The organism is Latilactobacillus graminis DSM 20719 (assembly GCF_001436415.1).
Classification (GTDB): Bacteria; Bacillota; Bacilli; order Lactobacillales; family Lactobacillaceae; genus Latilactobacillus; species Latilactobacillus graminis.
The window spans coordinates 1-24,919 of the sequence record NZ_AYZB01000021.1; the positions used below are offsets into that span (position 1 = coordinate 1).

Below are 24,919 nucleotides of genomic sequence, written 5' to 3' on the forward strand. Positions count from 1 at the left end.
CAACGTATTATATGTTATCATGCACAGAATTAAATAACAAGCCTTTTTTAAACTTTATTATTTTGAATTGCTAGGTAATCAGCCATTCATTTCTTGTCGCGACAACTTTTATATATTACCAAGATTAACAGGTACGGTCAAGCATTTTATTTAAAAAGCTTTGAAAAGTTATCAATAACGTTCCGTCGTTATCAATAACCCCCAAAGCTTCTAGCGATTCCTATTGTTTAATGAGTGATTCAACATCCAAAATCTTGTCAATCCAGTCGCCTTGATAGAAGTCCTCTTCATGGGTTACTAGCAGAACCCCGCCCTCAAATTCCTGAATTGCTTTTCTGAGCGCACTCTTCGTATCATCATCCAAATGGTTCGTTGGTTCATCTAATAGAAGAAAGTTGCTTGATGTTAATAGTAGTTCTGCAATCTTCACTTTCGATTGTTCACCACCGCTGAGTTGTTTTAAAGGCTTCATCGCCTCTTCAGCTGTTAATCCTGTTCGCGATAAAACTTGGCGTAGTTCTTTTTGCTTTTGATCGGGGTATTCGCCTTGCAGATATTGTAATGGTGTTGCCATATTATTCGGCCACTTCAAATCTTGCTTAAAATAACCAAACCGCACCGTACTTGCAACTTCAAAATCGCCACTGATGGCCGGAATTTCTTTAATGATGGTTTTAATCAGCGTTGATTTTCCAATCCCATTAAAGCCTTTCAAAACTACCTTTTGTTCACGACCGATTGAGAAATTCAATGCCGGTAGTAACGCGCGATCATAACCAATCTCCAAATCATTGGTCGTCAATAGAATCTGACTAGCTGTTGCATGATACGGAAAGCGGAAGTTGGCTTTCACCCGATTACTTGGTGGAGTCAAAACATCCATATGCGCCAATTGCTTCTCACGACTCTTGGCAATTGTTGAGCGCGAACCGGCTTTATACTTGCGGATATAGGCCTTCGTTTTTTCAATCTTCTTTTGTTGATTCTCATAGGCCTTTAGATAACTTGCCTTATTCTCTTCTTTTTGCCGGAAGGCTTGTTGCAAAGTTCCTGTATACTTGGTAATCTTACCGAACTCGATATCGGCAATGCAGGTTGTCACGCGTTCCAAGAAATCATAATCATGGGAGATTGTGATAAAGGCACCTTCGAAATGGTTAAGATAATCACTTAGCCAATCAATATGGTTCGTATCTAAATAGTTAGTTGGTTCATCTAGTAATAACATATCGGGTTCTTCTAATAGTAGTTTCGCTAAAATAATCTTCGAACGTTGGCCCCCACTTAGTTGCGCTACATCATGGTCCATCCCTAATGCATCAATCCCCAAACCAGTTGCTACTTGCATCACGCGCGTATCAATATCATAGAAGTTTTTAGCTTCAAGGAGTTCTTGAATCACACCGGCTTTTTCAAGTAATTGGTCATCTAGACGCTCCGCGTAGTCAGCATAGTACTGGCTCATTAATTGTTCCTTAGCATATAAATCAGCAAACGCCGTCTTCAAAAATTCGAAGATTGATAACCCTGGGGCTAACTGTGCATACTGATCGAGGTAACCAATCTTGAGGTTCTTTTGCCACGTCACCTTACCCGCATCTGGTAGAATGGCCCCCGTTAAAATGTTAATTAAGGTACTCTTACCAACCCCGTTTTGACCAGTAATTCCCATATGCTCACCCTTATTAACTTGAAACCCTGCGTCGTCATACAGTTGTTTATCTAAAAACTGCTGCGTTAAGCCTTCGACTTTTAAAATACTCATTGTTGATTCCTACTTTCTTTCCAAATAAAAAACAGAGGTAGCATCCGCTACCTCTGTCATGATTACAATCATTGACTATCGACCACTTCATCTATGGTCACTACCCAAATAAACCACTGTCACCAGGCGTTAAATCTAGCAGTGCCCTATAGATGACTTTTAATCAATATTAGGCTCTGCACGATGCGTCATCTTCAAATGTACAGAGCGAAGCTTCATAATCAGTGGTCGTTCAATTAACATGTAATCGCACCTTTCAGTAAGTTAGTCTTATCCTAACACAGAACACTCGTTCATGCAAAAACCTTAACTAACCCGCTCACGCAACTTAGCCAACAACTGCGCCCGTTTACGGCGAGGAATGATTAGCCGTAATTCGCCACGGACTATTGGGTAGTCCTTAGCACGCCCTTCCATCAGTATTGCTAAATTCTGACTTGTGAGCCCTTGTTTTGCTACTTCGGCTTTAATCATCTCTGTCAAATACGTACTATAGAAAGCATTAAATCCCACGTACCCGCCTAAAAAGAAACTGATCAGAATTGAAACCCATAAATTGAGTTTCAAAATCGGATTCAACACTAACATTCCACAGATAAATGCAATCACCATTGCCACAAATCCTAAGATAACTGTATGTCTTGGCGCATCTTTCATCTGTTTCACCTTCTTAATCTTAATAAGTGCTTATGAACTACCTATATTATACCTAATACCGTCCAGGATACGCACTAAAATCACCTCGCTTGCCGCTAAAAGCCAATAAAAATCACCAAACAGTCAACCCAGTTTACTAAAAAAGGGATCCACGCGATTGTAAAAATTGTGTATATATTGTAACTTCTTCTGTTTTTATCTCCGTAAACAGTCTAAAATTGAAGTAGTGCTTTTTGAAAATATATAACAATATTAAGAAGGATAATTGAATTTATATGAAAAACATTGTTTTGAACATTCGAGATTTTTTCTTAGATGACAAACTACTTTTAGCTGCAACTTTAGCGGCCATCGTCACCTCATTTTTCAATCGACCACAACTTAGTTACGTTAATTTCCACGTAATCGTCAGTGTCTTTTGTATTATGACACTTGTTCAGGTCTATCAACGTCTACACGTGTTGGATTACTTCGCCCGCGAATTAATCATCAAAAGTCATTCAAAACGGGCATTAATGCAGATGTTATTAGCCCTAACATTTGTCGGTGCAATGTTCCTGACCAATGATATGACGGTCCTAACCTTTGTTCCATTATTCATCTTAATTGCACGACAACTTGAATTTTCACCAATTTTACCAGTGACTTTAATCACTATTTCAGCCAACCTTGGTTCTTCTTTGACTCCATTTGGCAGTCCACATAATATTTTCCTCGTTTCGTTTTACCATATGACGATTAAACATTTCTTCGCATATTCAATTCCCGTCTTAATTGTCAGCGTCATTATGCTGACTGCTATGACCTTCCTTTTTCCAAAGGAACCAATTAAGCTTCATGGATTACATCCTGTTGAAGTTGAGAAAGGTCCGCTTTGGTATTTCGTACCATTAACGGTTGTCGTTTTTCTCGCAGTATTCTCACTAATTCCATTATGGGTGACACCCATTCTGGTCATCATTGCCATTTTAGCGTTTGATCCGAAATTATTCAAAACAGTCGATTATGGCTTGTTACTGACATTCTTCTGTTTCTTCATTGCTGTTGGGAATTTGAGCCATATCCCGACAATTGCCACATTTATGCGTTCAATTGTGGGCACTGCTAAACAAACGTACATTACTGGATTGATCAGTTGTCAATTGATTGCCAATGTCCCAACTGAAATTCTACTCTCAAGTTTTACCAACCACAGTCACGCAATGTTCTTAGCTATTAATATCGGTGGGGTCGGCACGATGTTTGCCTCGTTAGCCAACTTGATTGCTTACAAACGTTTCAAGAAAGGCTGGGGCAAAGACCTTGGTAAGTTCCTCGTCGTTTTCACTGGCATGAACTTCTTATTCTTAATCATATTAGGGGTATTCGGCTATTTCCTCATCTAATTCTTAAAAACAGGGCAACGATCTTAACGGTCGTTGCCCTGTTTTTTTCTATTTTGATAAAATAATGAATGGTAGCATTCCCATCGGCGCCTTAGCAACAACCAACGCAATCGTGATGGCCTTTAATTAAACCACTAACTTTTACAAATATATGACTAACATGACAAACTACCCCATTTCTGTAATGCAACTGCTACTTAATTGACATACAGCATTGCTATACTCTCCTAGTTCCAAATCTTACCTAGGAGTGACGCTTTATTACCAATAAAAAACCATTCTTGTTAACTATCGGCCTTATATGGTTGATGCTAATTACAACGAATATCGCACGTGCTGCATTAACTAATGAAACAGCACCAGAAACGAACCATCCTGTCCAAAGGGTCATGTCATCGAAAGCCATTGAGCAATTCACAGGGCACCCTGCCCAAGCAGCTGAAACATCGTTGGTCAAACACGCAACTATTCTACCAACAGATAAACCGGTTAACTGTCCGATTCATCCGGATCCCGATGCCGCAGAAATTAAGGAACCAACGCCCGCCCCTGAGCCAGAACCAGTTGTGGCCCCAGCACCTGCCGAACCAACCTTAATCGATAAAGGGACCTTCAAATTAACCTTTTATGATCCCGCAGTCCTTGGCGCAACAAGCATGCCCGGCGGAATGTACGCCGGAGTCGCTGCGCACTTGGGCGTTATCCCCCGCGGCTCACAAATCAAGATCACATTAAGTACCGGTGAAGTATGGTACCGTGTTGTCAACGACACCGGAACCTTCGCCGCTTCTAACTCACAACAATTAGACGTCGCAATGCCAAATTGTGACATCCCCTCTGCCGGTGTCTTAAATGCCAACGTGCAGATTGTCCAACCTGCTTAATTTAAAAAAAGCCAACCATTCAGATATTACTTGGATGATTGGCTTTTTTGATGTTCAATTTAGAAATAATCCCATAACATCGGTTTCGTATGACTAAACGCGGCACTGAGTTGGGCAATTTTCGGCTGAGCCCCTTGCACATGACCATAATGGGCTTGACTCTCAAGTGAACGATACCCCAACATCGCCTTAGTTAAATTTTGAATCGTAACGGTGATGTCTGCGGTCCCCGTTGCCAACTTTATCACCGTGGCTTGGCCTGCATGAATACTCAACTGCCACAAACCGGCATTCGCAGGCAAAAAATCATCTTGGATGGCAATCGTCGTTACTGGCAATTCCTGCACTTGATAAGCATACTGTGCCAAAAAGTCAGGCAACGAAACAATTCGAGCCATCATATACGGAACGGTCGTGGTTTTCACAATTGTCGGATTTGGCAGTAAATCAGCTAGCGACTCAGTCAGTGCACTCTCATACTGAATCGTCGCATAAGCTGATTGATGTTTCAAAATGAAGTTTATGAGTTGTGTTTGGCTCGCAACAGTCGAAGTCATCAGCTCTTGAATTACAAACGTACCGACTTGTCGCGAATAAATCAGATAACCGGCAACCGCTTTTTTACCATCTAAATCAACCGCAACTTCCCAATCACTGTGTTTCATGGCATCGTATTGCCACCACCAATCAGCACGTTGAATACCACCAGCCTGATTGTTCGGATGATGATTAAAAAATGCACTAATTAACGGAATGGCTTGTGCTAGCGACATCCGAACCACGCGACCAACACTCGGCGCGAATTTTAACCGTGGTAAATCTGCCGTTTGAATCTCAAAAATGGTCTGTTCAAAAACTTGTTCATAACCAAACCGCCGATAAAATCCATATGCAAACGGCGCCAAATAAGAAAGCGTAATTCCTGTTGTTTGCATATCTTCAAATGCTAATTGCATTAAGCTCGCAATGCTTCCTTTGCCAGCAAATTCGGGATAACTAGCCACATACCCAATACCGCTCATTTTAAATGTTTGCCCGTTAAGCCGTACATCAAAGGGCGTCGCCAGTAAACCGCTGACTAAGCGATTATCTTCAAATACGCCAAAACCAGTACTATGTGTATACAATTGTTTAAAAAAATGTTGACGTTGGACACTATCAACTTTATTAAAGGCGTATTGTGCTAATGCATAAAACGCTTGTTCATCTGTTTTCATTAACTTTCGTTTTTCAACCACTACTCATTCCTCCTACCGTACTTACCTTTCACTATAAGTGAGCATGCAGTAAGATGCAAGCGCCATCTACTTGATAAAATAGCGTTTAAACCATAAAAAAAACGGCCACTTTGAAAGCAGCCGTTTTTTTATGGTGAAACTACAGATTATTAGGGAGGATTACTTTGTTAATGAAATTGTCCGAAGTTGTTGCGAATTCACTAAAATCCGCCGCATTAATTCATGAACCGTAAAACGATCAGTTGGCGCATAGTTCAAGATCAAGATATGCACAGTTTCCTCACACTTCTCAATTACCTTACCAATATACGTCGCCGACATAATTTCGTTTGACTGACCACGTACTAGATCACCAACTTTAATCGTCATATACTATTCACCTCGTCAAATTATTAACCATGGTTATAGTATAACGAAACCGCTTAATAAAATCAAACGATAACTTATTAACTTAATTATCCACGCTTTATAAATCTTCCGTAACTTACTTATTTTTTAATTTTACGATAGTCAGCATCATAATAACGACCTGCTTGAATATCTTCAATCATACCATCATATGGTGCTTCGCTAATAACATCTTCATTATTTTGACCAGCATCACCCATGTAGGTAATGGTAGCAAATTCAGGGACCAACATCTTAGGATATGTTTCATACTTTTCACGTGATTCTTCCATCAATGCAATATGGTCATTTTGATAAGTAACTGTAATTTCTGGATGTTCTTCGACCCACTTAGGGAAGAAAATCATTCCGTGTAACTTATTTTCGTTTGGTACAAAGTCTAAAGCGACATCTGTCCCTGTGGGTTCTGTCCAAGTAATCTTGAAGACCCCATCAGTTAATTTAACAATATTAGCTTCTTGATCACGTACCCAACGGCCAGCAACCATCCCACCATGAATTCGATAATCAACAGTATGATCATTTTTTGCATACCATTCATATTTCCAACCATTATCGTAAGTGTAAATAAAGTGTGTCCCTAAAAAATCTTCTAATTCTTTAAATTGTTTTGCCATTCTAAAAACCTCCATATCATGTAATTAATTACATGTTTTTATTTACTTGATAAGTGTACTGCATTCATTATTTTTTGTCAACTTTAAACCCACAAAAAAAACAGCCAGCAAAAGCTGGCTGTTTTTGGTTATTCTAATTTAGCTGATAATTGATGTTTTACCGCGCTTTTCAAAATAAATGGCGCTAAAATCGTGGTGATGATAATTACGAAAATAATTTCTGAGTAGTAAGCTGCGCTTAACAGCTTTGCACTATACCCGATTTGAGCAATAATCAACGCCATCTCACCCCGAGAAACCATCGCTGCACCAATTATATAGGCATCCTGCCATGAATTTTTCATCCAACGTGCTCCAAGACCGCTTCCGATTAATTTCGAGAGCACAGCTAATAGCGTCAAAATCGTAATAAATAAAATATGTTGATTCAAATTCTTCAAGTCCATCGACAAACCAATGCTGACAAAAAATACTGGAATAAATACAGTATAGCCAATTGGTTCGATATGTTGATTAATTTCAGTCTTATACGGAGTCTGTGAAATCGCAATGCCGGCAAAAAATGCCCCCACAACGGCACTTAGGTCAACAGTTTCGGCAAGCCAGACAAAACTAAAACAAATAATTAAAGCCGTCGTCGCACTTGCATATGGCATCAGTAGCCGCTGACTTAAATGCATTACAAAGGGCACAACCCATTTCACACTAAAGTAAACAGCTACCATAAATAGTGCTTGCAACAATAGACTCAAGCCTAAACTCATCTGTGGCGCACTATGCGTTGCGAGTTGCGCACCAAACAAACTGGTTAAAACACTCAGAATAATCACGGCTAATAGATCATCGACCACTGCAGCTCCAAGAATAATTGTGCCTGCCTTACTCTCCAAAACATTCAATTCGCGTAAGACTTCGACTGAAATGGATACCGAAGTTGCTGCAAAAATCACTCCTATAAATAAACTTTCCAATTGGTTAATCCCAAATGCTAAGCTCATTCCATAGATACTCATTACCGGTACAACCACCCCTAGCACTGCGACGACCAAACTGGGTGTAAAATACTTCTTTAATAATGTTAGATTACTCTCTAATCCGGCGATAAACATCAATAAGACGACCCCTATCTCGGAAAACGTATGAATAAAACTGTTCGCATGTAAAATCCCAAGTAAGGCAGGTCCAAGAGCAATCCCGACGAGTAATTGCCCAATCACGGCTGGCATTCCAATCCGTTTACTAATATGACCTGCTAATATAGTGCTAATTAAGATAATTGCTAAAGTTGCCATTGATTCATTTCCTTTCAATAAAAAAAGCACACCAAAATCCCCTTCTACCACCCTAAAGAAGGAAATCTTGAATGCGCAATGCTTCAACCGAATTTTTAAATTTATTTCCTCATAGTATCATACAAAGAATAAACAGACAATCAAGAACATTAAACGCTTTTTTAAAACCCCTGTGCGATCCATTGTACTTAGCAAAATTTTTTTACTTGTTTAATATTCACACTACAAAACTCGTCCTTTCGAAAGCCTTTTTCACTAAAAAAAGGCCTTGGCAACCGAACCACTCACTTTATTCGAATCGGGCGTTTCGATTGGCGCCGGCTTTTTAAATCCTGATCATTACTGAATGTGATAAAATCATTCGTATCCTATGGGCCAAATAGCAGCTCTAAAAATCGAACAAAAACGTGTTGCTTTCAAAATTTAAGCGTAACACGTTCTTGGATTAACACCCATTATAGTCGACTGATTATTTCTTCAACATTCTTAATTTCCACCGACATGGTCCCATCGGGGTGGTTGATAAATGCAAATAAATCTGGATTCTGATAAACATCAATTGGTACACTTAGTTCAATTCCATTGGAAAGTTTGAGTTTTTGTTTGCTATATTTTTTCTCGGCAATTTCCCGAACAACGGGTGAAATAGGTGCTACTTCGGCTGGCACACTCGCTGTCATTTCAGCTTTAAATTCACTTTGTGCCGAGATATTACCCTTAAAAATCTTAGCTGCCATCTGATTAGTATCGATTTCACCACTCGTTTCAAGCGTTTCATAAATTGCCTCTTTAACATTGGCGACCACATCGTGTTTAGCAACTTCAAACTTTTTCCCGATTTTTTCGGCAGTTTTTTTAACAACTTTTACATTTTCTTCTAGCGATGGTGCTGGTTCACTTTCAATTACATGCGTCGACATATACACCATCTTTTCACCAGAAAAAAGATACTTTTTCTCCACGAGTTCAAAACTATATGTTTGAAGATTTATTGTGAATCCTTCATCTACCTTTTGTGTCTTATTCGACAAGATTGATTGGTGAATAATGAGCTGATTCATGAGTGGCCCTTCTTCAGCGTTCACATAGTGGGTGAACGCTTGATGATAATCGATTTTTAAAAAAGCTAAGTAAGCTTGCGCATCTTGTTCGTATAACACGACAAAAGCATCCGCACTCGGAGCATCATCACTTTTTTGATAGACTGCATACCACTTCTCCACTAATTGTTGACTAGCACCAACAAAATCACTCGTTACTGCCTGCAAAAATGTTGCTAATTCAGCATCGTGTCGCAATACACCCGTTTTACTCTGGGCTGATGATAGCTTCTTAATTTTGTTGGTTAAATAATCGCGCGTATTACCGTTAGTCAGATCTAACCCTTGTTGCGAATAAACCGGTTCACCTAAATCACGATCAACTACTTGTAGAATTGCTTGCTTCAAATAAATATCCATTGTTTAACATCCCATCTATTTAGCGTGTAAAATATTGTGCACCTTCAATTGTATGAAAGAATATAACTGCTTCCACCATCTCATGATTAATACTCTTTAAAAATGGCCATTCTCCACGCAAAACCCGCAGTGCGGTCTTTGGTCGGGATAATTCACGTTCAAAATTGGCTTGAATTTGAACCGGTGTATCTTTAAAAATATGCGCATCATACAAATACCGCGCATACGCCGTAAAAATCTGTTGTGCCTGATCAGTTTTAATCGCGCCATAAAGTTCGCGCAGTGTTTGTAGGCCATAAGTCATTAGACTGGCTAACATCAATGAACCATTTTTCATTTCAACACGTTGTAAGTGGTGAATTAAATTATCCCAGAACTGATTGTAGGCATGAATTTCATCTTTTTGAAGATAGGGCGCCACATCAACTACAAATGGATACTGCCAATTTTTCGCGTTCAAATATTGCGCAGTCCCGATATAAAATGTGTAAGGAAAGTTGAAATAGATGCGCGTTAAATCTTTAATAAACCATTCATTTTCAATCGTATCATAGCGCTGGCCTAAAATCGCCTGGACTTGCATAACCACGGTCGGGTCTTGTGTATTATTTTGTTTTGTTAACATAAATAATTGCTGCCACGCTGAATCTGTCAATAAATCTGGTCGATAATGCTTAATCTGTTTAAGCTGAACTGGCGCAGCGTTCAGCGTATATCCGCCATCAAAAGGTTCATCAAGCAGCTGGATTGTCTGTACAAAATGGCCGCCCAATGAATGACCTAACCCATAAATCACGGTTGCTGGATTAATGCGACGTACACGCCGCACAACATAACGGGTAAACCGACGTGCAAGTTGTAGTTGTTCATCATTGTCGGTATTACCAATCAACATGGCGTCGATATTATACTTCCAATCCTGATAACTTTCACGCACGTAATGATCAAGCCGTTGGGTAAACGACTTAATGCGTGGATCATCCATTGTCCCTTCCGTCCCTTTATACGAAATATAGGTATAAGCTTGCTGATTAATTGTGATATAGTAGGCAACCGCTGAAAATCCGGTTTGCCCCGCATTGGGTAAAATCGTCCGGGCATCATAATGAATGACCGCTTCGGCCTGTTGATGCGCATGGATAAACACCAGATACTGCACATAGTATTGCAATTCTTGTACGTTAAAATATTGATCCAAATAATTGAGCGCCATCATATCCATCCTAAATGCCCGACTTGTAAATGGATCATCATAAACTGGACCAGGTTTACTAATCGCTGCCACCTTTTCTGGCGCGCGATGGTATAAATAGGCCAGTATTTGTTTCGTTAGCACACTACTCTCATTAATTTTTTCATTTTGCAAATTGACAATCAGCTGTTTCAACCGATTAATTTTACGCCGGCGCTTAAACTGCGGACTGGTCTGAATAGCTGTCAAACTGGCTGCATCTAACGCTTTTAGACGTCGCAACTTACCCCATAAATATGAATCAGATCTGGCGGTTGCTAATAACTGATTTAATAGTTTGGTTTTGCTTGCCTTTAATTGTTGATAACTAAACTCTAAACGATTATTGCGCCGTAATAAGGCCTGGGATTGCTCCCGGTCAAACGTTAACGGCACGTCTAGATGGGCTTTGAATAATAACCTGCCCAAATCATCATAGACCTTAACCAAACGAAAGAGCGCTGCGATGATTGCTGTCGTTCCCATTTGCCTCACTCCTTATGTTTATGATACTTCTATTATAAAGTATCTTACTCAAAAAAGCTGAGACAAAATCGTCTCAGCTTAAATGCTTCTTTAGCTGTCATTACTGCTTAGGTATCCTGCTGCGAAAGCACTTTTTTGCACTTATTTCTGCACTTCGCTATCCTCCACAAAGAATCGGCTACGTCACTCATTCACGGATTTAGGCGAATACTTAAAATCAACCAGCTTCAAATACACTCTGTTCTATGCAGTAATTCTTTTGACCACAGCTTGGACACACGAGCTGTCTTGTCTTTGGCGTGTGGCGGGCAAAGAGCATTTTGCGTAAACGAGGTTTGAAGACGGTCTTGCAATTGGGGCATAGATAGACTGTTTCTTGATAGTAGAATGTCGTCACATAAATGACCATCCCAATGATGCCTGGCACGCCAAACCACATTGGCCACCAAATTCTGCTTAGAAAGCCGAGAACTAATAACCCGATTTCCACCCCATCAATCAATAAGCCCCATATCAGCATTCGCCGGTGCAATCTTTTCAATTGCGTTGCTTTAGCCATTGCGTCTTCTATGGCGCCGATCGTTATTTCAACAGGTACCGCGCTAGTGGTTTGAATCGATTGCAGCACAAATTGCAATGCCACTTTCTGGTTAGCTAAGTCCGTTTCTTTTTGTAACAACTGATTCAGTTGTTGTTCGACCAATAATGCTAGTGTATCCGTTGAAGCTTGACTGGCCATCACTTTTTGAATCGCCTTCAGTGAAAAGCCCAACTGCTTGTAGCCTAGAATCACTTTTAACGTCTGCACTTGCGCATCCCCATACAGCCGCCGGCCATTTTCAGTTAAGCTTGCCGGCTTCAACAAATCGGCCTGATCGTAGTATTGCACCGTCCGCACCGAAACATTACATAATTTAGCGAGTTCACCTGTTGTATATTGCGCCATAGAATATCACCTCCATGCTTTGATACTAGCTGATGACGTAACGTCACAAGCAAGTATCAAAACATTATTTGCTTAAACTTTTATTTACTCCCCTTTAATGCGCCCAATCATATCAATCCTTTTTAGATTGTGGTGCGTCATCCTCATAACAATTATTGAAAATAGAATCGTCATAGCCGCTGCAACCAGGTAGCCACTAGCTGGAATAATGAGTGGAAAGGCCGCTTAGTCCAATAACGCCGCGAGGTCAGTAATTTACCAATCCCCCAAGCCAACTACAATACCAACAAATCACATTTTCTCGCACAATAGAGTCAGTCACCTCTTTGTCGAAAAAGCCTGGCACTTTAATCGTTGCTAGTTCACGTCTCCTCGCTGAAACGTTGATGCTAGTAAAGTTAAATACGATGACAAACGCTAGAATATCCGATAACCGATGACAATAAAACTAATTGGGTCTAAATTAACACTAGTCGTTGTCCGCTTAGTCGCTTGATCACTCATAAACATCGCTGCACCCACTTCCGCTGTCTGTTGCAAACGTGTCGCCTACTGTTTTTCCTGCTTGGCGGGCCCCCATCGCACAGTTTTTCGGTAATGTTGCTGCTGTTCGTGAGGGGTTCTTAGTGCAATTTTGGCTTGATCGGCAACTTCACCAATTGACGTCTTTAAGCAAAATCCAGCGATCCCTAAGATGGTCAGCACTGTCGATTTTCCTGCACCACTTGGCCCAAGAATCACCGCTAACTCACCTGCATTGACTGTAAAATTAATATCGCGCTTGGCCACGATAGTCGTCTCACCCATCTGATAACGCTTGGCGACACGGCGCACATCAATTAAACTCACTGCGATCATTCCTCTATCCATTTAACCGGTTCCATTTTACTAGTTTTATTATCGCATATCCGAGCTTACACGACACAAAAAGACAATCAGTAAACTGATTGTCTTTTGTCCTCATTAAAGATAAAGGTGTAACCGGCGCTTCTGCCTAAAGTACCCGCCGACACCGACTACTATCCCAATAGCAGAAAACCAGATGGCCAGGAATAAATTCGCAGTCATCGGTTCATGTTTTAAAAAGGGGATCAGTACAGTTAGCCAAATAAACATGCCAACAGCCCATGTCACACCCCGAACAATAGAGCGCTGCTTTAATTGCCGAATTGCTACTTGATAAGCTTTTCGATCATAGAATTCAGTCTCATCAACTGTTGTTTTTCTAATCTGATAGGTCGTATATATTGTATTAAAACATTGCACGACAATTAAAAAAATCGTCCCCAATGTAACTTGCCGTCCTTGATAGAAGTCCCACACCAAACTAATCATCATCAATACCGAAAGTAGACTATACGTTAATATATTTGCCTTCACTAAAATCTGGCTGATGGTTGCTTCCTGCCGCTCGTCACGCGCGCCGAGATATCCAATCTGTTGTTTTACTAACCATTCTTCCAACCGCTTAATCATCGTCGACCACCTTCCAAAAGAGCGTATTTAAATCCGTTCCTAAGACTTGCGCTAATCTGATACACAAGTCTAATGAAGGGTTGTACTTGCCATTTTCAATTAAGTTAATCGTTTGTCGTGCAACCTTTGTACGCTTAGCCAATTCAGTTTGGGAAATTCCGATGGCCTGACGATACTGGCGAATACTATTCATCACGAACCTCTTCTTTGTCACATATATATGTCTATTCTTAGTTTAAAACGTTTTCGAACAATTGTCAATTATATATGACAATTCAATGCAAAAAAAAGCAGCGTCTGCCGTTTCGTATATCTAATTTAGAGTAAACCCTTGTTTTTTCAAAAAGCTAGCCACTGCTGGTCGCCGTACTTCACTAAAGAAGGCCGTATTCTTGGTCGACCAATCAGTTTGCTGTTGATTACGCCCACGATTAGCATAATAATTTTGCATTTGTTGATCGTATTGCACTAGGTTGGTTGCCTGATGCACATCATATTGATTTTGAGCGACTTGATTAACTTGCGGCAATCGTGGTTTAACTAGATTTTTAGTCTTTGGGATCCCGACCGTTAACCCAAATAGTGGGACGGTATAGGCGGGCAACCCCAGTAGTTCAGCGACACGCGCAATGTCGTTGCGAATCCCACCGATATAACAGATGCCTAAGTCTAACGATTCGGCAGCGACTGCCATATCCTCTGCTGCAATAGCTGTGTCGACCGTTGCGACTAATAAGGCTTCCATATTTTGAATGCCAGCTAATGAATGGCCCGCTTTTTCTAAGAGTGTGGCTTGCCGGTATAAGTCCGCGACAAAAACATAGAAGGCCCCCGTCTGCTTAACGTACGCCGCGCTTTGAGAAATCGTCGCAATTTCATCACGAATCGCAGCATCAGTCACTTCAATGATTGAAAATGCCTGAACGAAATTCGAAGAAGACCCACTTTGAGCTGCTACAATGAGTTGCTGCTTCACTGTCATGCTAAGGGGGGTTGCCTCGAAATCGCGAACTGAAACATGGTGTTGCATTTGATCTATTAAGGATGACATATTGAAACTCCAATCGCTTTAAAATAAGTTGTCTATATCATAGCGCGCCACATCAAAAAGGGCTAGGACAAATTTGCCCTAGCCCGAAAACGTGCTTTTTGTTGCAACAACTCCCGCTTAAGCTAAAATCCGGAGTCATCCTAAAACCTGGATTACTGCGGATTTTGTCTTAACGCTCAGTTGCTACCCGCAACCAAACGCACTCTGCTCTGAAACGTGCTTTTCAAAAGCATACTGCTGCGTTTAGCTACACAAGGCGAATCCTCACAGTATAACCGCTTTTGACGCACTCTGTTTTTTACCAGTGGATTTCATTAAAAATCTTGGGTCCTTTACGCATCTTTGTGCGATCATTTTTAGCAACGTCGGTTTGTTTTGATCTACCGCCGCCTTTTTTCTGATCAATTAGTGCTTGCATTTTTTCTTTTTGCGTCAATTTTGGTGTTTGTTTTTCACTCATCTTCTGACTCCTCAATTTTCTACATCCTATAAGATTAGCATAGAATTCAAAAAATGCCTAACCGTTATTTGGATAGTGCCGGAATCAAGCGCTTTAGCACTTTACGTACAGAAAATGGTTTTTTCCGTAATCAACTGACCATCATGGACAGCAAATGATTTGTAGAATCGTTTTTGCACAAATTACGTGCCTTTTTGAGTTACCACTTCTTGGTCTAAAAATGAGATAATTTTTCCCCACAATCCCGTGACAAACTGACGCAAGATAGCCACCGTGATTATAAATTTCCCGGGCAATTGTTTGTCATTCTGGTTTATCAGGAAGATGTCACATCACACAATGAACACCATTTTAGTAAATCGCTGCATAATCAGCTGGATTGATATCGCTTGGCTTAAAGCGTTGCACATAATCCGACTAGATCGGTGGTCCCTTGATAACGGCAATTAGTACTTTGAGCAGTTGATTAGCCTCTCAAAAATTAGTGATGTGGTTTTATTAATTCATTTGGTCCTTATTCTGTCAATTGAAAAATAACTACTTACGCCGTAACAATCCAAACAGCGTTCTGAATTGGTTTTTGAACGAAACCACATCATTGAAGATGTCTTCGCCATCGTTTAACATCTTCACCGTTAACCAGCCAAGCGCTTCGGTAATCGACATTGCAACAGTCGCATTCACCGCGGCCCCACTGACGGTTCCAACAACTGGCACTAATTTTAGAATATTGCCGACCGCACTCCGCCCTAAGCCAACGAGCACCAACTCTTTCGACAGGCTCTTGCCCAAACTGGCCGACCAAGATTGGCCGAATAGCTTGTGCAAGCGCGCCATCATCATTAATTGAACCGGCACCAACAAGAATGCATCGGAAAACGGAATTGGTGAACAGCCAATAATTGCGGCTGTGACTGATGCGGCATGAATGATGTTGTGTGCCTTTTTGCGCATCTTAGCATCCACACCGACTAAGAAGTTTTCGAAGACCCCATCAAACTGGGTGCGACTCTTGGCCATCGTCTTTTCCGCCAAGGCTTTGGACTGGTTAAAAGACTTCGCGATCACCGCTGCCGATTTTGGGGGCAACTTCTGCAAGACTTCTGCAAAAAAAGAATCAAATTCTGGATTTCGTTCACCATTCACTTGTTGCTTATCAAACCGTCTCTTCATCATGCCACGCTCCTCATCTGATTGACTACCATCGCTACTTTAAAGCGATTATATAATATTGAACAACGGTTAGTCTATCGAACGAAAGACTGACTTTTTAAAGAATCTCCCAAATCCCTTCTTCAAACGTCGTCACCTTAAATTCTGGGAACCGTTCCTTAAACTTGTCTGAACTGAACAGATTATCTACTTCATATCTAGGTAGGAGTTCTTTCAATTCCTTTAGCGGTTTGCTGAAACAACTACCGAAGTTGGACTGTCACGTTTGACCAAAAGTATCCGGCGTGTTGCCGATTAACGCCATCTTATCAAGCAACCGCTGCACCATCTCCGCCCGTATAACAGCTTTGCCCCCAACGGGTTCAAAAGGACTTGTTTCTGTCTGGAGCGTACTATTTTTCGCATACATATACGTATTACCGAAAAAGACGAGTTTCGTCTGATGTGCGATGCACGCGTTAGTGACGTTGGTCATCATAATGTAAAATTATACTTCCCACATCTCTGAATTCATCGGTAAGCCAGCGGTAAAATAAACAATCTCACTGCCTTCAATCGCATGATCAGTTTGGGCGGCGGCGAGTAAGTTTTCCGGAAATAATTGATCGTCTACATTCACTTTTTTCGGATTCCGATTGACCAAGCGAATGTCCGTTGCAAAGTCTTTTTACCGTTGTTTTTCGATGACTGCCATAATCTTTTCCAACAGTGTTTTTAATTGATTGATTGATTGATTTCGCCGAGTTTATGTTGCAAGTAATAATAGTTCTTCGTGTCTTCACGTCTAAAATTGACCAGATTGGCTTCCTTCAACACTTTTAAATGGTACGACACTGCCGGACGTGACAAATCCGATGCCGCCATTAACTCTAAAATAATACTCTGCCGTCTCTCATTCCCAAGTACCGTCAAAAGGGATCAACTCAGCAAATCTCTTTTTAATAGCCTTCATTTCATCCATAGATTAATCTCCGGTTTCGTTTTAATGGTTCATAAATTTGAACTATTAAACCATTGATTTGAATTTTTTGTCAACAACTTCAAATCAAAGCAACAAAAAAGCCCCACTCATTACTAAGTGAGGCCTTGCTTTTAATGATTCCCTTGTGTAATGGTTGTAATACTCCCCATATCATATCGATGTCGTGTGGTTGAGTATTCAAAAGGCATCCCGTTTTGTAGAAAGACTGTCTGGGTAACTTGCAAGACAGGCTCGATTGGTTTGCAGTGCAGGTACTCTTGATCCATTTGATTCGGTTGATCTGCACTAATTCGCCGGTAAGCCACACCAATTTTTAGATTCAATGTTTGCCCTAAATATTCATAGATTGATTTTTTTAGCACCGTGTCTGTTAGTTCCCCTAAAATCTTAGCTGGCATAATCGAATGCTCAATGCTATACGGTACTTCGTTTAAAAAACGTAGTCGAACAACGTCATAGACCGCTTCTGTTTTAGCCAACTGAAGCTTTTCTTGTTCTTCTGCATTCGGTAATCGCAATTCATTCTTTAGAATGTCGCTCTTCACAGTGGCCTTCCCAGCAAACAGCTTAGTCGTCCCCACATATTGATTTACAGTCGCATCTAATTGTGATAGCGCGGAGACGTTTGATTTGATAAACGTGCCCCGTCCTTGTTCACTATAAATGAGGCCTTCATAAGTTAGCATTTCGAGTGCTTTTTGAATGGTCATTCTCGATGTTTCGAATTCTTGGGCTAACTTCTTCTGTTCAGGAAGCGGGCCATCAGCTGAATATTGTCCTTCTAAAATTCGGTTGCGAATCGTTGCCGCAATATCCTTATACTTTGCCATAGTAACCACCTACCATTTGATATGGTTATTATAGCATATCCAGATTCTGAATATTAGATGTTCAAATTATAAAATATGACTTTACAAGTTACATTAAAAGCGCTATCATAAAATCATTCAAGTGATGGAGGTACCACAATGACATTAGACAAGCATTTTTTATGGGGTAATTCTGTATCAAGTATGCAAAGCGAAGGTGCCTGGGATACTGATGGCAAAGGGCTATCAGTCTATGATGTTAAACCTGAGACAGCTGATTTATCGGATTGGAAAGTGGGAATTGATGAATTCCACCGTTATCAAGAAGATATCGATTTAATGCAACAGATGGGCATGAACTGCTATCGTTTCCAAATTTCATGGACGCGCATTTTCCCAAATGGTGATGGTGAAATTAATTTAGCGGGTTTCGATTACTACGATCGATTGATATCAGCTTTGCTCAAAGCCGGCATTGAACCCATGATTTGCCTGTACCATTTTGACATGCCTTTGCATCTTGCTGAAAAATATAATGGTTTCTCAAGTCGGTATGTCACACAAGCATTCACTAAGTTCGCTAAGGCTGTCATTGACCGTTATGCTGGGCAAGTCAAATATTGGTTAAGCTTTAATGAACAAAATGGTTTTTTCTTTGAACCTGGCTTTGATAATACTGGCTTTATCAATGGTGAACGCGACTTATTAACCCTTTATACGATCGCTAATAATACGATGGTCGCGCATGCTGAAATCGCCAATTACTTACACGCCCACTACCCTAATGACCAAATTGGTGGGATGTTAGCCTATCAAGAATTCTATCCTGCAACCAGTCATCCCCAAGATGTCTTCGCTGCTAGAAAAGCATCAGAATTTATCAACCAACATTTCGTCGACGCCTTTACAAAAGGTCACTATTCAGCCGAAGTACTGCAATATATGCAAAACCATGACTTAATGAGCAGTATTCAGCCTGGTGATTTGGCGTTAATTGCAAGTCACCATAATGACTTCTTAGCGTTCAGTTACTACTACACTGTCGCACTCGATCACACGAAATTAACACCCGACACACCACCTAATTATTACATGCGCGATGCGAGTGTCCCTAATCCTTATTTAGAAAGTAGCGAATGGGGCTGGCAGATTGATGCCCTCGGTTTTAGAAACGTCTTAACAAAACTTTCTAACGAAACTGGTCTCCCCATCTTCCCCATCGAAAACGGGATTGGCATTCGCGAAGAATCGCTGAATCATGAAATGATCCAAGATGACGAACGGATTGCCTATCACCGCGACCATATCCAAGCTCTAAAAGACGCAGTTGATGAAGACGGCGCTCACGTTATGGGCTATCTTGGTTGGGGGTTAATCGACATCCCAAGTTCAAAAGGTGATATGAATAAACGCTACGGCGTCATTTATGTCAATCGAACCAATCACGACCTCAAAGACCTTGCTAGAATTCCAAAGGCTAGTTTTTATTGGCTGCAGAAAGTAATTCAATCTAATGGTGAACAATTAGACTAAAAAAAGTGCGTACAAGCTTGGTCAACTTTTGAGCATTAGCCTAGTGAGGCGAATAAGCGACTCAGTCGGTTGTTTAGCTCGCGTAGCTAAGCACGGAAAGTTAGCTTGAAAAGCACGTTAAAAGGAGTTTTTTCTATGCTTAAACAAGGAAGTCGGCGACAAAGATTTATTGATCAGTTTACAAATATCGCCTTTAAGATCGGGAATCAAGTGCATTTGCGTTCATTACGTGATGCCTTCGCGATTATCATGCCACTATTTATCCTCGCAGGAATTGGGGTGCTTGTGAATAACGTTGTATTCCCATGGGTCCTCCACGGCCAAATGCTAACCAACTTTCAATACTTCGGCACTTACATTACCAATGGGACTTTGAACGTTGCTGGGCTATTACTCGCACCCACAATCGGCTACTGTTTAGCGCGTAATAAGAATTACGTCAACAAAATTTCCGCGGCTGTCATGGCACTGGGGACTTTAATCATCATGATGCCTAACACCGTCCCTGTCACACCACTAGCTGCCAAGAAAGCCGTCGAAGTTTCCGGCGTCTTAACTTTCCAAAACGTCGGAACAACCGGGATGTTCGCCGGCATTATTATTGGTTTAGTCGCAACAGAACTCTTTATGACCCTCTCAAAACTTAAAAAGTTACAAATTAACTTGAGTGATGCCGTCCCATCAGCTGTTGCTGGTTCTTTCAACACAATGATTCCTGCCCTTATTACAATGAGTCTGTTTGCGGCACTTGCTGCGATTTTAACGGCTGGTTTCCACACTGATCTCATCACTTTAATTACAAATGTGATTCAAGAACCACTCCGGCGTGTTAACACAAGTTTACCGGGTCTCCTTCTGATTTACGGGACTGGTAATCTCCTCTTCTCATTTGGAATTCATCAAGCTGTCATTAACGGTACTTTATTGGATCCAGTCTTACTGATCAACATGAACAAAAATATGGCTGCTTATGCAGCTGGTCAACACATTCCTTATATCATCAATAACGTATTCCGCGATACATTTGGGATGCTTGGTGGTACCGGTAGTACTATTTGTTTATTGATTGCAACCTTGCTCTTCTCGAAATCACGCGCTAGTCGTGATATTACAAAGCTATCATTCGTCCCAAGTTTATTTAACATTAACGAACCTGTTATTTTCGGTTATCCAATTGTCTTCAACTTTGCGCTCATCATTCCATTTGTCCTAATGCCAGGACTTGGCATCAGTATTGCCTACTTCTTCACCGCAATTGGCTGGATGAATCGGGTAGTCGTCATGGTACCTTGGACCACACCACCATTACTCAACTCATATTTAGCAACCGGCGGCGATTGGCGCGCCCCAGTCATTCAAGGTTTCACTTTAATCCTCGGCGTTTTAATCTATTGGCCATTCCTGAAGATTAGTGAACGGGTTGCGGCAAAACAAGCTGAATTAACGCAATAATTAAAAAAAGAATTCAGAATTTTCTGACGAAAATTTTGAATTCTTTTTTGTTTAAACGATGACTTTAGCCCTTCCTTGGTCTTATATAGCCGGAGCAGGCGTAATCACTTGTAACTTACGTTCTAAGAGTTGCATCTTCAATGGTGACTTGGCGCTCGGATCACCATCGATGCGAGTTTGCACCCGCTCCTGATTATCAGTAGTAATCGTGATTTCATTGGCTTTAAAGTAGGTCATCCCGGGAATCTTTTTAAAATTGCCCGTTAAGAAATAAGGGAGAAACATTACTGACCGTGCTAGCGACATTTTCGGCGCAACGAAGACGTGGAAATAACCATCATCGGGTTTTGCTTCAGGATTGAAGTTGGTAAATCCCCCAACGGAATTCGTGAGGGTCACCAGCAAGAATTGCGTGTCTTTTTGCCAGTGCCGATTAGGCGTTTCAATCGTTAACGGATAATGTTGATGCTTGGCCAATGCATGGATCCCTTTGCTTAAAAAAGCGAACAGCCCCCACTTTTGCTTTTCACTCTGGGTGACGTTTAAAGCCGCATCCGCCAAAATCCCCAGTGTCATTGTACTAATCAAGTAATCATCGTTCACTTGCCCGACATCGAGTGGGCGCATATGAACCTGCTGCAGATTTTCAATCGCTTGATCAATATCCAACGGGATTTGTAAAACCCGCGCCAAATTATTAACGGTCCCAGCAGGCACAATGCCTAAATACGGCGGCTGATCTAACGCTGCAAGCCCACTAACGACTTCGTTAATGGTCCCATCCCCGCCGACAGCTACCACCACATCAAAGTCTGCCCGCGCCGCTTTTTTAGCTAAGTGCGTCGCATCTTGCGGTCCTTCAGTCGGCATCAGTTTAACCTCGTGATGATTCTTGATGAGTGCTTGCTCAATTTTTTGACCAACCGACTCACCATTGTTCTGACCAGAGTGGGGATTATAAATAACGGCATACCGATCCATAAGAAAAGCCTCCTTCGATTACTCTCAGCATAGCAAAAATCCCTCTAATATACATTAATAGTGTATTAGAGAAGCTCAAATCAAAAAAAACACCCCACAACTTTTGGTTGTGGGGTGTTTCGCAAAACCGAATAATATCGAATTGATATTAACGTTTTGAGAATTGTGAAGCTTTACGAGCTTTCTTAAGACCTGGTTTCTTACGTTCCTTCATACGAGGGTCACGTGTTAACATGCCAGCGCTCTTAAGAGCTGGACGGAAGTCAGGGTCAACTGTCAATAGGGCACGTGAAATACCGTGACGGATTGCACCAGCTTGGCCTGAGAATCCACCACCTTTAACGTTTACCAAGATATCATAGCTATCTGTCGTTTCAGTAATTGTTAAAGGTTGTTTCATATCTAAAATCAAGTTAGCAAATGGAATATAATCAGCAACATCTTTGTTGTTGATAGTGATTTTACCAGTACCCGGTACTAAACGTACACGTGCTACTGAGTTTTTACGACGGCCTGTACCGTTATAAGTTACTTGAGCCACTATAGTTTCCTCCTTAAATAATATCCGTAATGTCTAAGACTTCTGGATTTTGTGCTTGGTGTTTGTGTTCGCCACCAGCGTAAACGTGTAACTTCAAGAATTGATTGTGACCCAATGAATTCTTAGGTAACATCCCTTTAACTGATAATTCAATTAAACGTTCTGGATTGTTTTCACGCATTTCGCCAGCTGTTCGCGTCTTCAAACCACCAGGATGGTTACTATGATGGTGATATAACTTGTCAGTTGCTTTATGACCTGTTAATTTAATTTTTTCAGCGTTAATGACGATGATGTTGTCACCGGTATCAACGTTAGGTGTAAATGTTGGTTTATTTTTACCGCGTAAGATAGAAGCAACTACAGTTGATAAACGACCTAATGCAATATCTGTTGCATCGATCACATACCATTTACGCTCTACTTCGCCTGGTTTAGCCATGTAAGTTGTACGCACGATTTATTCCTCCAATATTCTGTGTTTGTTTGACACTCAATAAGTTCCGGGGCCTATCGTGGGGCAAACAATACCAATTACTATAGTATCGTAATTCCCCAATTAAGTCAATTGAATCTCAATTATTTCCATCGGTTTTGTAATAAACTTTTTTAAGATACAAACCGCTAGCTGGTGCAGTTGATCGCGCTTGTTGGCGGTCCTTAACTGCATATAGTCGTAAAAAATCATGAACATCGCGCCGACCATTACCAATTTCTAAAAGGGTCCCAACTAAGATACGCACCATATTATATAAAAAGCCATTACCGTAAAATTCAAAAACAAGTTCATTTTCAACCGAGTCATGCATAACAGTTGCATCATAAATAGTGCGTACTTTATCCTTAATCACCCCGCCAGAGGCCGCAAAGCTAGTATAATCATGCGTGCCAATAACATCTGGTAAGGCCGCTTTAATCCGTTCAATATCAATCGGATAGGGATAATGCCCGGTGTACCGTCGTTTGAATGGATTTGTATAATGACCAAGATCAACCCGATATAAGTAGCGCTTGCCAATTACTGAAAACCGAGCATGAAAATCGGCATCTACTAGTTGGCTATCCATAACCTCCATATCAAGGGGTAAAAGACTATTTAAAGCACGCAACATGCTAATGGCGGGTAATTCATTCGGATAATCGAAATGGACAACTTGCCCTGTTGCGTGGACGCCAGCATCCGTTCGACCAGAACCATATACCTGAATACTGGCTCCCTTACTCATCTTGGTCAGTGCCTTTTCTAATGTGCCCTGTACCGTTCGCTGGTTCGGTTGCACTTGAAAACCAGCAAAATCAGTCCCATCATAAGCAATTGTCACTCGATACCGTTGTGTCATCTTATCCCTCTTATAGCTAAAATGTAGTACTTCTATTCTAAATAACTTTTTAAAAAGTAGCAATCTTTTTATGACCGCCGAGGCTTAAAAAATAATTTTAATATGAAAGTGCTCTAAATACTGTATAATTGTTGTTAGATATATAAATAAGGAGAGTTGTTCAATGAAGTTCGGATATGCGCGTGTTTCATCTGCCGGGCAAAGTCTAGCAACCCAGATTAATCAATTAAAAGCAGAAAGCTGTGATGCTATTTATAGTGAAAAATTTACCGGAACAACTGTCGATCGTCCAAAGTTCAATGCACTTTTAAAACGCGTGACATCCGGTGATACAATCGTTGTCACTAAGCTTGACCGTTTCGCTAGAAATACCAAAGAGGCACTTGAAATCATTCAGGAACTCTTTGAAGCACGCATAAAAATCCATATTCTAAATATGGGAATTATCGAAGATACTCCTTCTGGCCGGCTCATTTTTACCCTATTCAGTGCCTTTGCACAATTTGAACGTGATATGATTATCACAAGAACACAAGAAGGTAAGCACAATGCACGGATCACCAATCCTAGTTACAGCGAGGGACGTAAATTAACCTACAGCGACGCTGACATTCAAGCTGCTTTTAATATGCGTGAAGCTGGGCTTACATACGATCAAATCAGTTACCAGACTGGTATCAGTGCGTCAACGTTGAAACGACGCTTCAAGAAAAATTAGTACCCAAAAAATAAGGGATAATCAACCAGACTGG

General features: G+C 40.9%; 28 protein-coding genes and 1 pseudogene. 5 read left to right on the forward strand and 24 right to left on the reverse strand.

Annotated features, from left to right (window positions below; genetic code table 11):
- Nucleotides 1-220 precede the first annotated feature (220 nt).
- Both FC90_RS04555 and FC90_RS04560 read right to left on the reverse strand, forming a co-directional pair.
- Nucleotides 221-1,765 (reverse strand): ABC-F family ATP-binding cassette domain-containing protein, encoded by a 1,545-nt coding sequence (locus tag FC90_RS04555; protein WP_057908117.1) that lies wholly within the window; start codon nt 1,763-1,765, stop codon nt 221-223.
- 306 nt (nt 1,766-2,071) lie between these two features.
- Nucleotides 2,072-2,422, reverse strand: a complete 351-nt coding sequence (locus tag FC90_RS04560; RefSeq protein ID WP_057908118.1) for a hypothetical protein — start codon at nt 2,420-2,422, stop codon at nt 2,072-2,074.
- A gap of 275 nt (nt 2,423-2,697) precedes the next feature.
- Between FC90_RS04560 and FC90_RS04565 the strand changes: the two genes are divergently transcribed.
- The gene (locus FC90_RS04565; RefSeq protein ID WP_057908119.1) at nt 2,698-3,807 is read left to right on the forward strand and encodes an SLC13 family permease; all 1,110 of its coding nucleotides are present in this window, start codon (nt 2,698-2,700) and stop codon (nt 3,805-3,807) included.
- Between the two features lie 308 nt (nt 3,808-4,115).
- Complete coding sequence (locus tag FC90_RS09590; protein WP_151886716.1) at nt 4,116-4,691, forward strand: hydrolase; 576 nt, start codon at nt 4,116-4,118, stop codon at nt 4,689-4,691.
- Nucleotides 4,692-4,750: 59 nt separating this feature from the next.
- Here the strand turns inward: FC90_RS09590 and FC90_RS04575 are convergent, their stop codons facing one another.
- The 18 genes and pseudogenes from FC90_RS04575 to FC90_RS04640 all read right to left on the reverse strand — a co-directional run bounded on the left by FC90_RS04575 (nt 4,751) and on the right by FC90_RS04640 (nt 18,341).
- The gene (locus FC90_RS04575; RefSeq protein ID WP_057908121.1) at nt 4,751-5,929 is read right to left on the reverse strand and encodes a GNAT family N-acetyltransferase; all 1,179 of its coding nucleotides are present in this window, start codon (nt 5,927-5,929) and stop codon (nt 4,751-4,753) included.
- Between the two features lie 159 nt (nt 5,930-6,088).
- Nucleotides 6,089-6,298 (reverse strand): hypothetical protein, encoded by a 210-nt coding sequence (locus tag FC90_RS04580; protein ID WP_057908122.1) that lies wholly within the window; start codon nt 6,296-6,298, stop codon nt 6,089-6,091.
- A gap of 119 nt (nt 6,299-6,417) precedes the next feature.
- A complete protein-coding gene (locus FC90_RS04585) occupies nt 6,418-6,954 on the reverse strand; it encodes a phenolic acid decarboxylase (protein ID WP_057908123.1) in 537 nt (178 codons plus the stop codon).
- A 128-nt stretch (nt 6,955-7,082) separates the two neighbouring features.
- Nucleotides 7,083-8,246: a cation:proton antiporter gene (locus FC90_RS04590; RefSeq protein ID WP_057908173.1), complete on the reverse strand. Its 1,164-nt coding sequence runs from the start codon at nt 8,244-8,246 to the stop codon at nt 7,083-7,085.
- A 455-nt stretch (nt 8,247-8,701) separates the two neighbouring features.
- Nucleotides 8,702-9,706 carry a nucleoid-associated protein gene (locus FC90_RS04595; RefSeq protein WP_057908124.1) on the reverse strand — a complete coding sequence of 335 codons (1,005 nt, stop codon included), beginning with the start codon at nt 9,704-9,706 and terminating at the stop codon, nt 8,702-8,704.
- A gap of 19 nt (nt 9,707-9,725) precedes the next feature.
- Nucleotides 9,726-11,423, reverse strand: coding sequence for a DUF6792 domain-containing protein (locus FC90_RS04600; protein ID WP_057908125.1), 1,698 nt, complete (start codon nt 11,421-11,423; stop codon nt 9,726-9,728).
- Between the two features lie 217 nt (nt 11,424-11,640).
- Nucleotides 11,641-12,369: a MerR family transcriptional regulator gene (locus tag FC90_RS04605; RefSeq protein ID WP_057908126.1), complete on the reverse strand. Its 729-nt coding sequence runs from the start codon at nt 12,367-12,369 to the stop codon at nt 11,641-11,643.
- A gap of 247 nt (nt 12,370-12,616) precedes the next feature.
- A complete protein-coding gene (locus tag FC90_RS09595) occupies nt 12,617-12,793 on the reverse strand; it encodes an FtsX-like permease family protein (RefSeq protein WP_338043108.1) in 177 nt (58 codons plus the stop codon).
- Entirely contained in the window at nt 12,787-12,909 is a 123-nt protein-coding gene (locus FC90_RS09565; protein WP_264289313.1) for a hypothetical protein, read from the reverse strand. Before FC90_RS09565 ends, FC90_RS09595 begins: the two co-directional genes overlap by 7 nt.
- Nucleotides 12,910-12,918: 9 nt before the next feature.
- On the reverse strand, nt 12,919-13,227 hold the full coding sequence (locus FC90_RS04610) for an ATP-binding cassette domain-containing protein (protein ID WP_404804635.1): 309 nt from the start codon (nt 13,225-13,227) through the stop codon (nt 12,919-12,921).
- 105 nt (nt 13,228-13,332) lie between these two features.
- Complete coding sequence (locus FC90_RS04615; protein ID WP_057908128.1) at nt 13,333-13,845, reverse strand: hypothetical protein; 513 nt, start codon at nt 13,843-13,845, stop codon at nt 13,333-13,335.
- The gene (locus FC90_RS04620) at nt 13,838-14,038 is read right to left on the reverse strand and encodes a helix-turn-helix transcriptional regulator (protein ID WP_057908129.1); all 201 of its coding nucleotides are present in this window, start codon (nt 14,036-14,038) and stop codon (nt 13,838-13,840) included. The genes FC90_RS04615 and FC90_RS04620 overlap by 8 nt, the downstream gene beginning before the upstream one ends.
- Before the next feature lie 120 nt (nt 14,039-14,158).
- Nucleotides 14,159-14,896 carry an oxygen-insensitive NADPH nitroreductase gene (gene nfsA / locus FC90_RS04625; RefSeq protein WP_057908130.1) on the reverse strand — a complete coding sequence of 246 codons (738 nt, stop codon included), beginning with the start codon at nt 14,894-14,896 and terminating at the stop codon, nt 14,159-14,161.
- Between the two features lie 298 nt (nt 14,897-15,194).
- Entirely contained in the window at nt 15,195-15,356 is a 162-nt protein-coding gene (locus FC90_RS09195) for a hypothetical protein (protein WP_004270617.1), read from the reverse strand.
- Nucleotides 15,357-15,893: 537 nt separating this feature from the next.
- On the reverse strand, nt 15,894-16,529 hold the full coding sequence (locus FC90_RS04630) for a YcjF family protein (RefSeq protein WP_057908131.1): 636 nt from the start codon (nt 16,527-16,529) through the stop codon (nt 15,894-15,896).
- A gap of 97 nt (nt 16,530-16,626) precedes the next feature.
- Nucleotides 16,627-17,148, reverse strand: a pseudogene (locus tag FC90_RS09085) (Rossmann-fold NAD(P)-binding domain-containing protein).
- Nucleotides 17,149-17,243: 95 nt separating this feature from the next.
- Nucleotides 17,244-17,378 (reverse strand): ArsR/SmtB family transcription factor, encoded by a 135-nt coding sequence (locus FC90_RS09635; RefSeq protein WP_235804316.1) that lies wholly within the window; start codon nt 17,376-17,378, stop codon nt 17,244-17,246.
- Nucleotides 17,379-17,621: 243 nt separating this feature from the next.
- Nucleotides 17,622-18,341 (reverse strand): GntR family transcriptional regulator, encoded by a 720-nt coding sequence (locus FC90_RS04640; protein WP_057908133.1) that lies wholly within the window; start codon nt 18,339-18,341, stop codon nt 17,622-17,624.
- 138 nt (nt 18,342-18,479) lie between these two features.
- On the opposite strand from FC90_RS04640, the gene FC90_RS04645 reads away from it, so the two are divergent.
- Together FC90_RS04645 and FC90_RS04650 are read left to right on the forward strand one after the other, a co-directional pair.
- Nucleotides 18,480-19,853, forward strand: coding sequence for a glycoside hydrolase family 1 protein (locus FC90_RS04645; protein ID WP_057908134.1), 1,374 nt, complete (start codon nt 18,480-18,482; stop codon nt 19,851-19,853).
- 135 nt (nt 19,854-19,988) lie between these two features.
- The gene (locus FC90_RS04650) at nt 19,989-21,305 is read left to right on the forward strand and encodes a PTS sugar transporter subunit IIC (protein ID WP_057908135.1); all 1,317 of its coding nucleotides are present in this window, start codon (nt 19,989-19,991) and stop codon (nt 21,303-21,305) included.
- 81 nt (nt 21,306-21,386) lie between these two features.
- Here FC90_RS04650 and FC90_RS04655 read toward each other — a convergent pair whose 3' ends face one another.
- The 4 genes from FC90_RS04655 to truA form a co-directional block, all read right to left on the reverse strand.
- Nucleotides 21,387-22,286, reverse strand: coding sequence for a diacylglycerol/lipid kinase family protein (locus FC90_RS04655; RefSeq protein WP_057908136.1), 900 nt, complete (start codon nt 22,284-22,286; stop codon nt 21,387-21,389).
- A 148-nt stretch (nt 22,287-22,434) separates the two neighbouring features.
- Complete coding sequence (rpsI, locus tag FC90_RS04660; RefSeq protein WP_057908137.1) at nt 22,435-22,827, reverse strand: 30S ribosomal protein S9; 393 nt, start codon at nt 22,825-22,827, stop codon at nt 22,435-22,437.
- A 13-nt stretch (nt 22,828-22,840) separates the two neighbouring features.
- Nucleotides 22,841-23,284, reverse strand: a complete 444-nt coding sequence (gene rplM, locus FC90_RS04665) for a 50S ribosomal protein L13 (RefSeq protein WP_057908138.1) — start codon at nt 23,282-23,284, stop codon at nt 22,841-22,843.
- A 118-nt stretch (nt 23,285-23,402) separates the two neighbouring features.
- Nucleotides 23,403-24,167, reverse strand: a complete 765-nt coding sequence (truA, locus tag FC90_RS04670; protein WP_057908139.1) for a tRNA pseudouridine(38-40) synthase TruA — start codon at nt 24,165-24,167, stop codon at nt 23,403-23,405.
- A 163-nt stretch (nt 24,168-24,330) separates the two neighbouring features.
- Between truA and FC90_RS04675 the strand changes: the two genes are divergently transcribed.
- Nucleotides 24,331-24,885, forward strand: coding sequence for a recombinase family protein (locus tag FC90_RS04675; RefSeq protein WP_057908140.1), 555 nt, complete (start codon nt 24,331-24,333; stop codon nt 24,883-24,885).
- Nucleotides 24,886-24,919 lie beyond the last annotated feature (34 nt).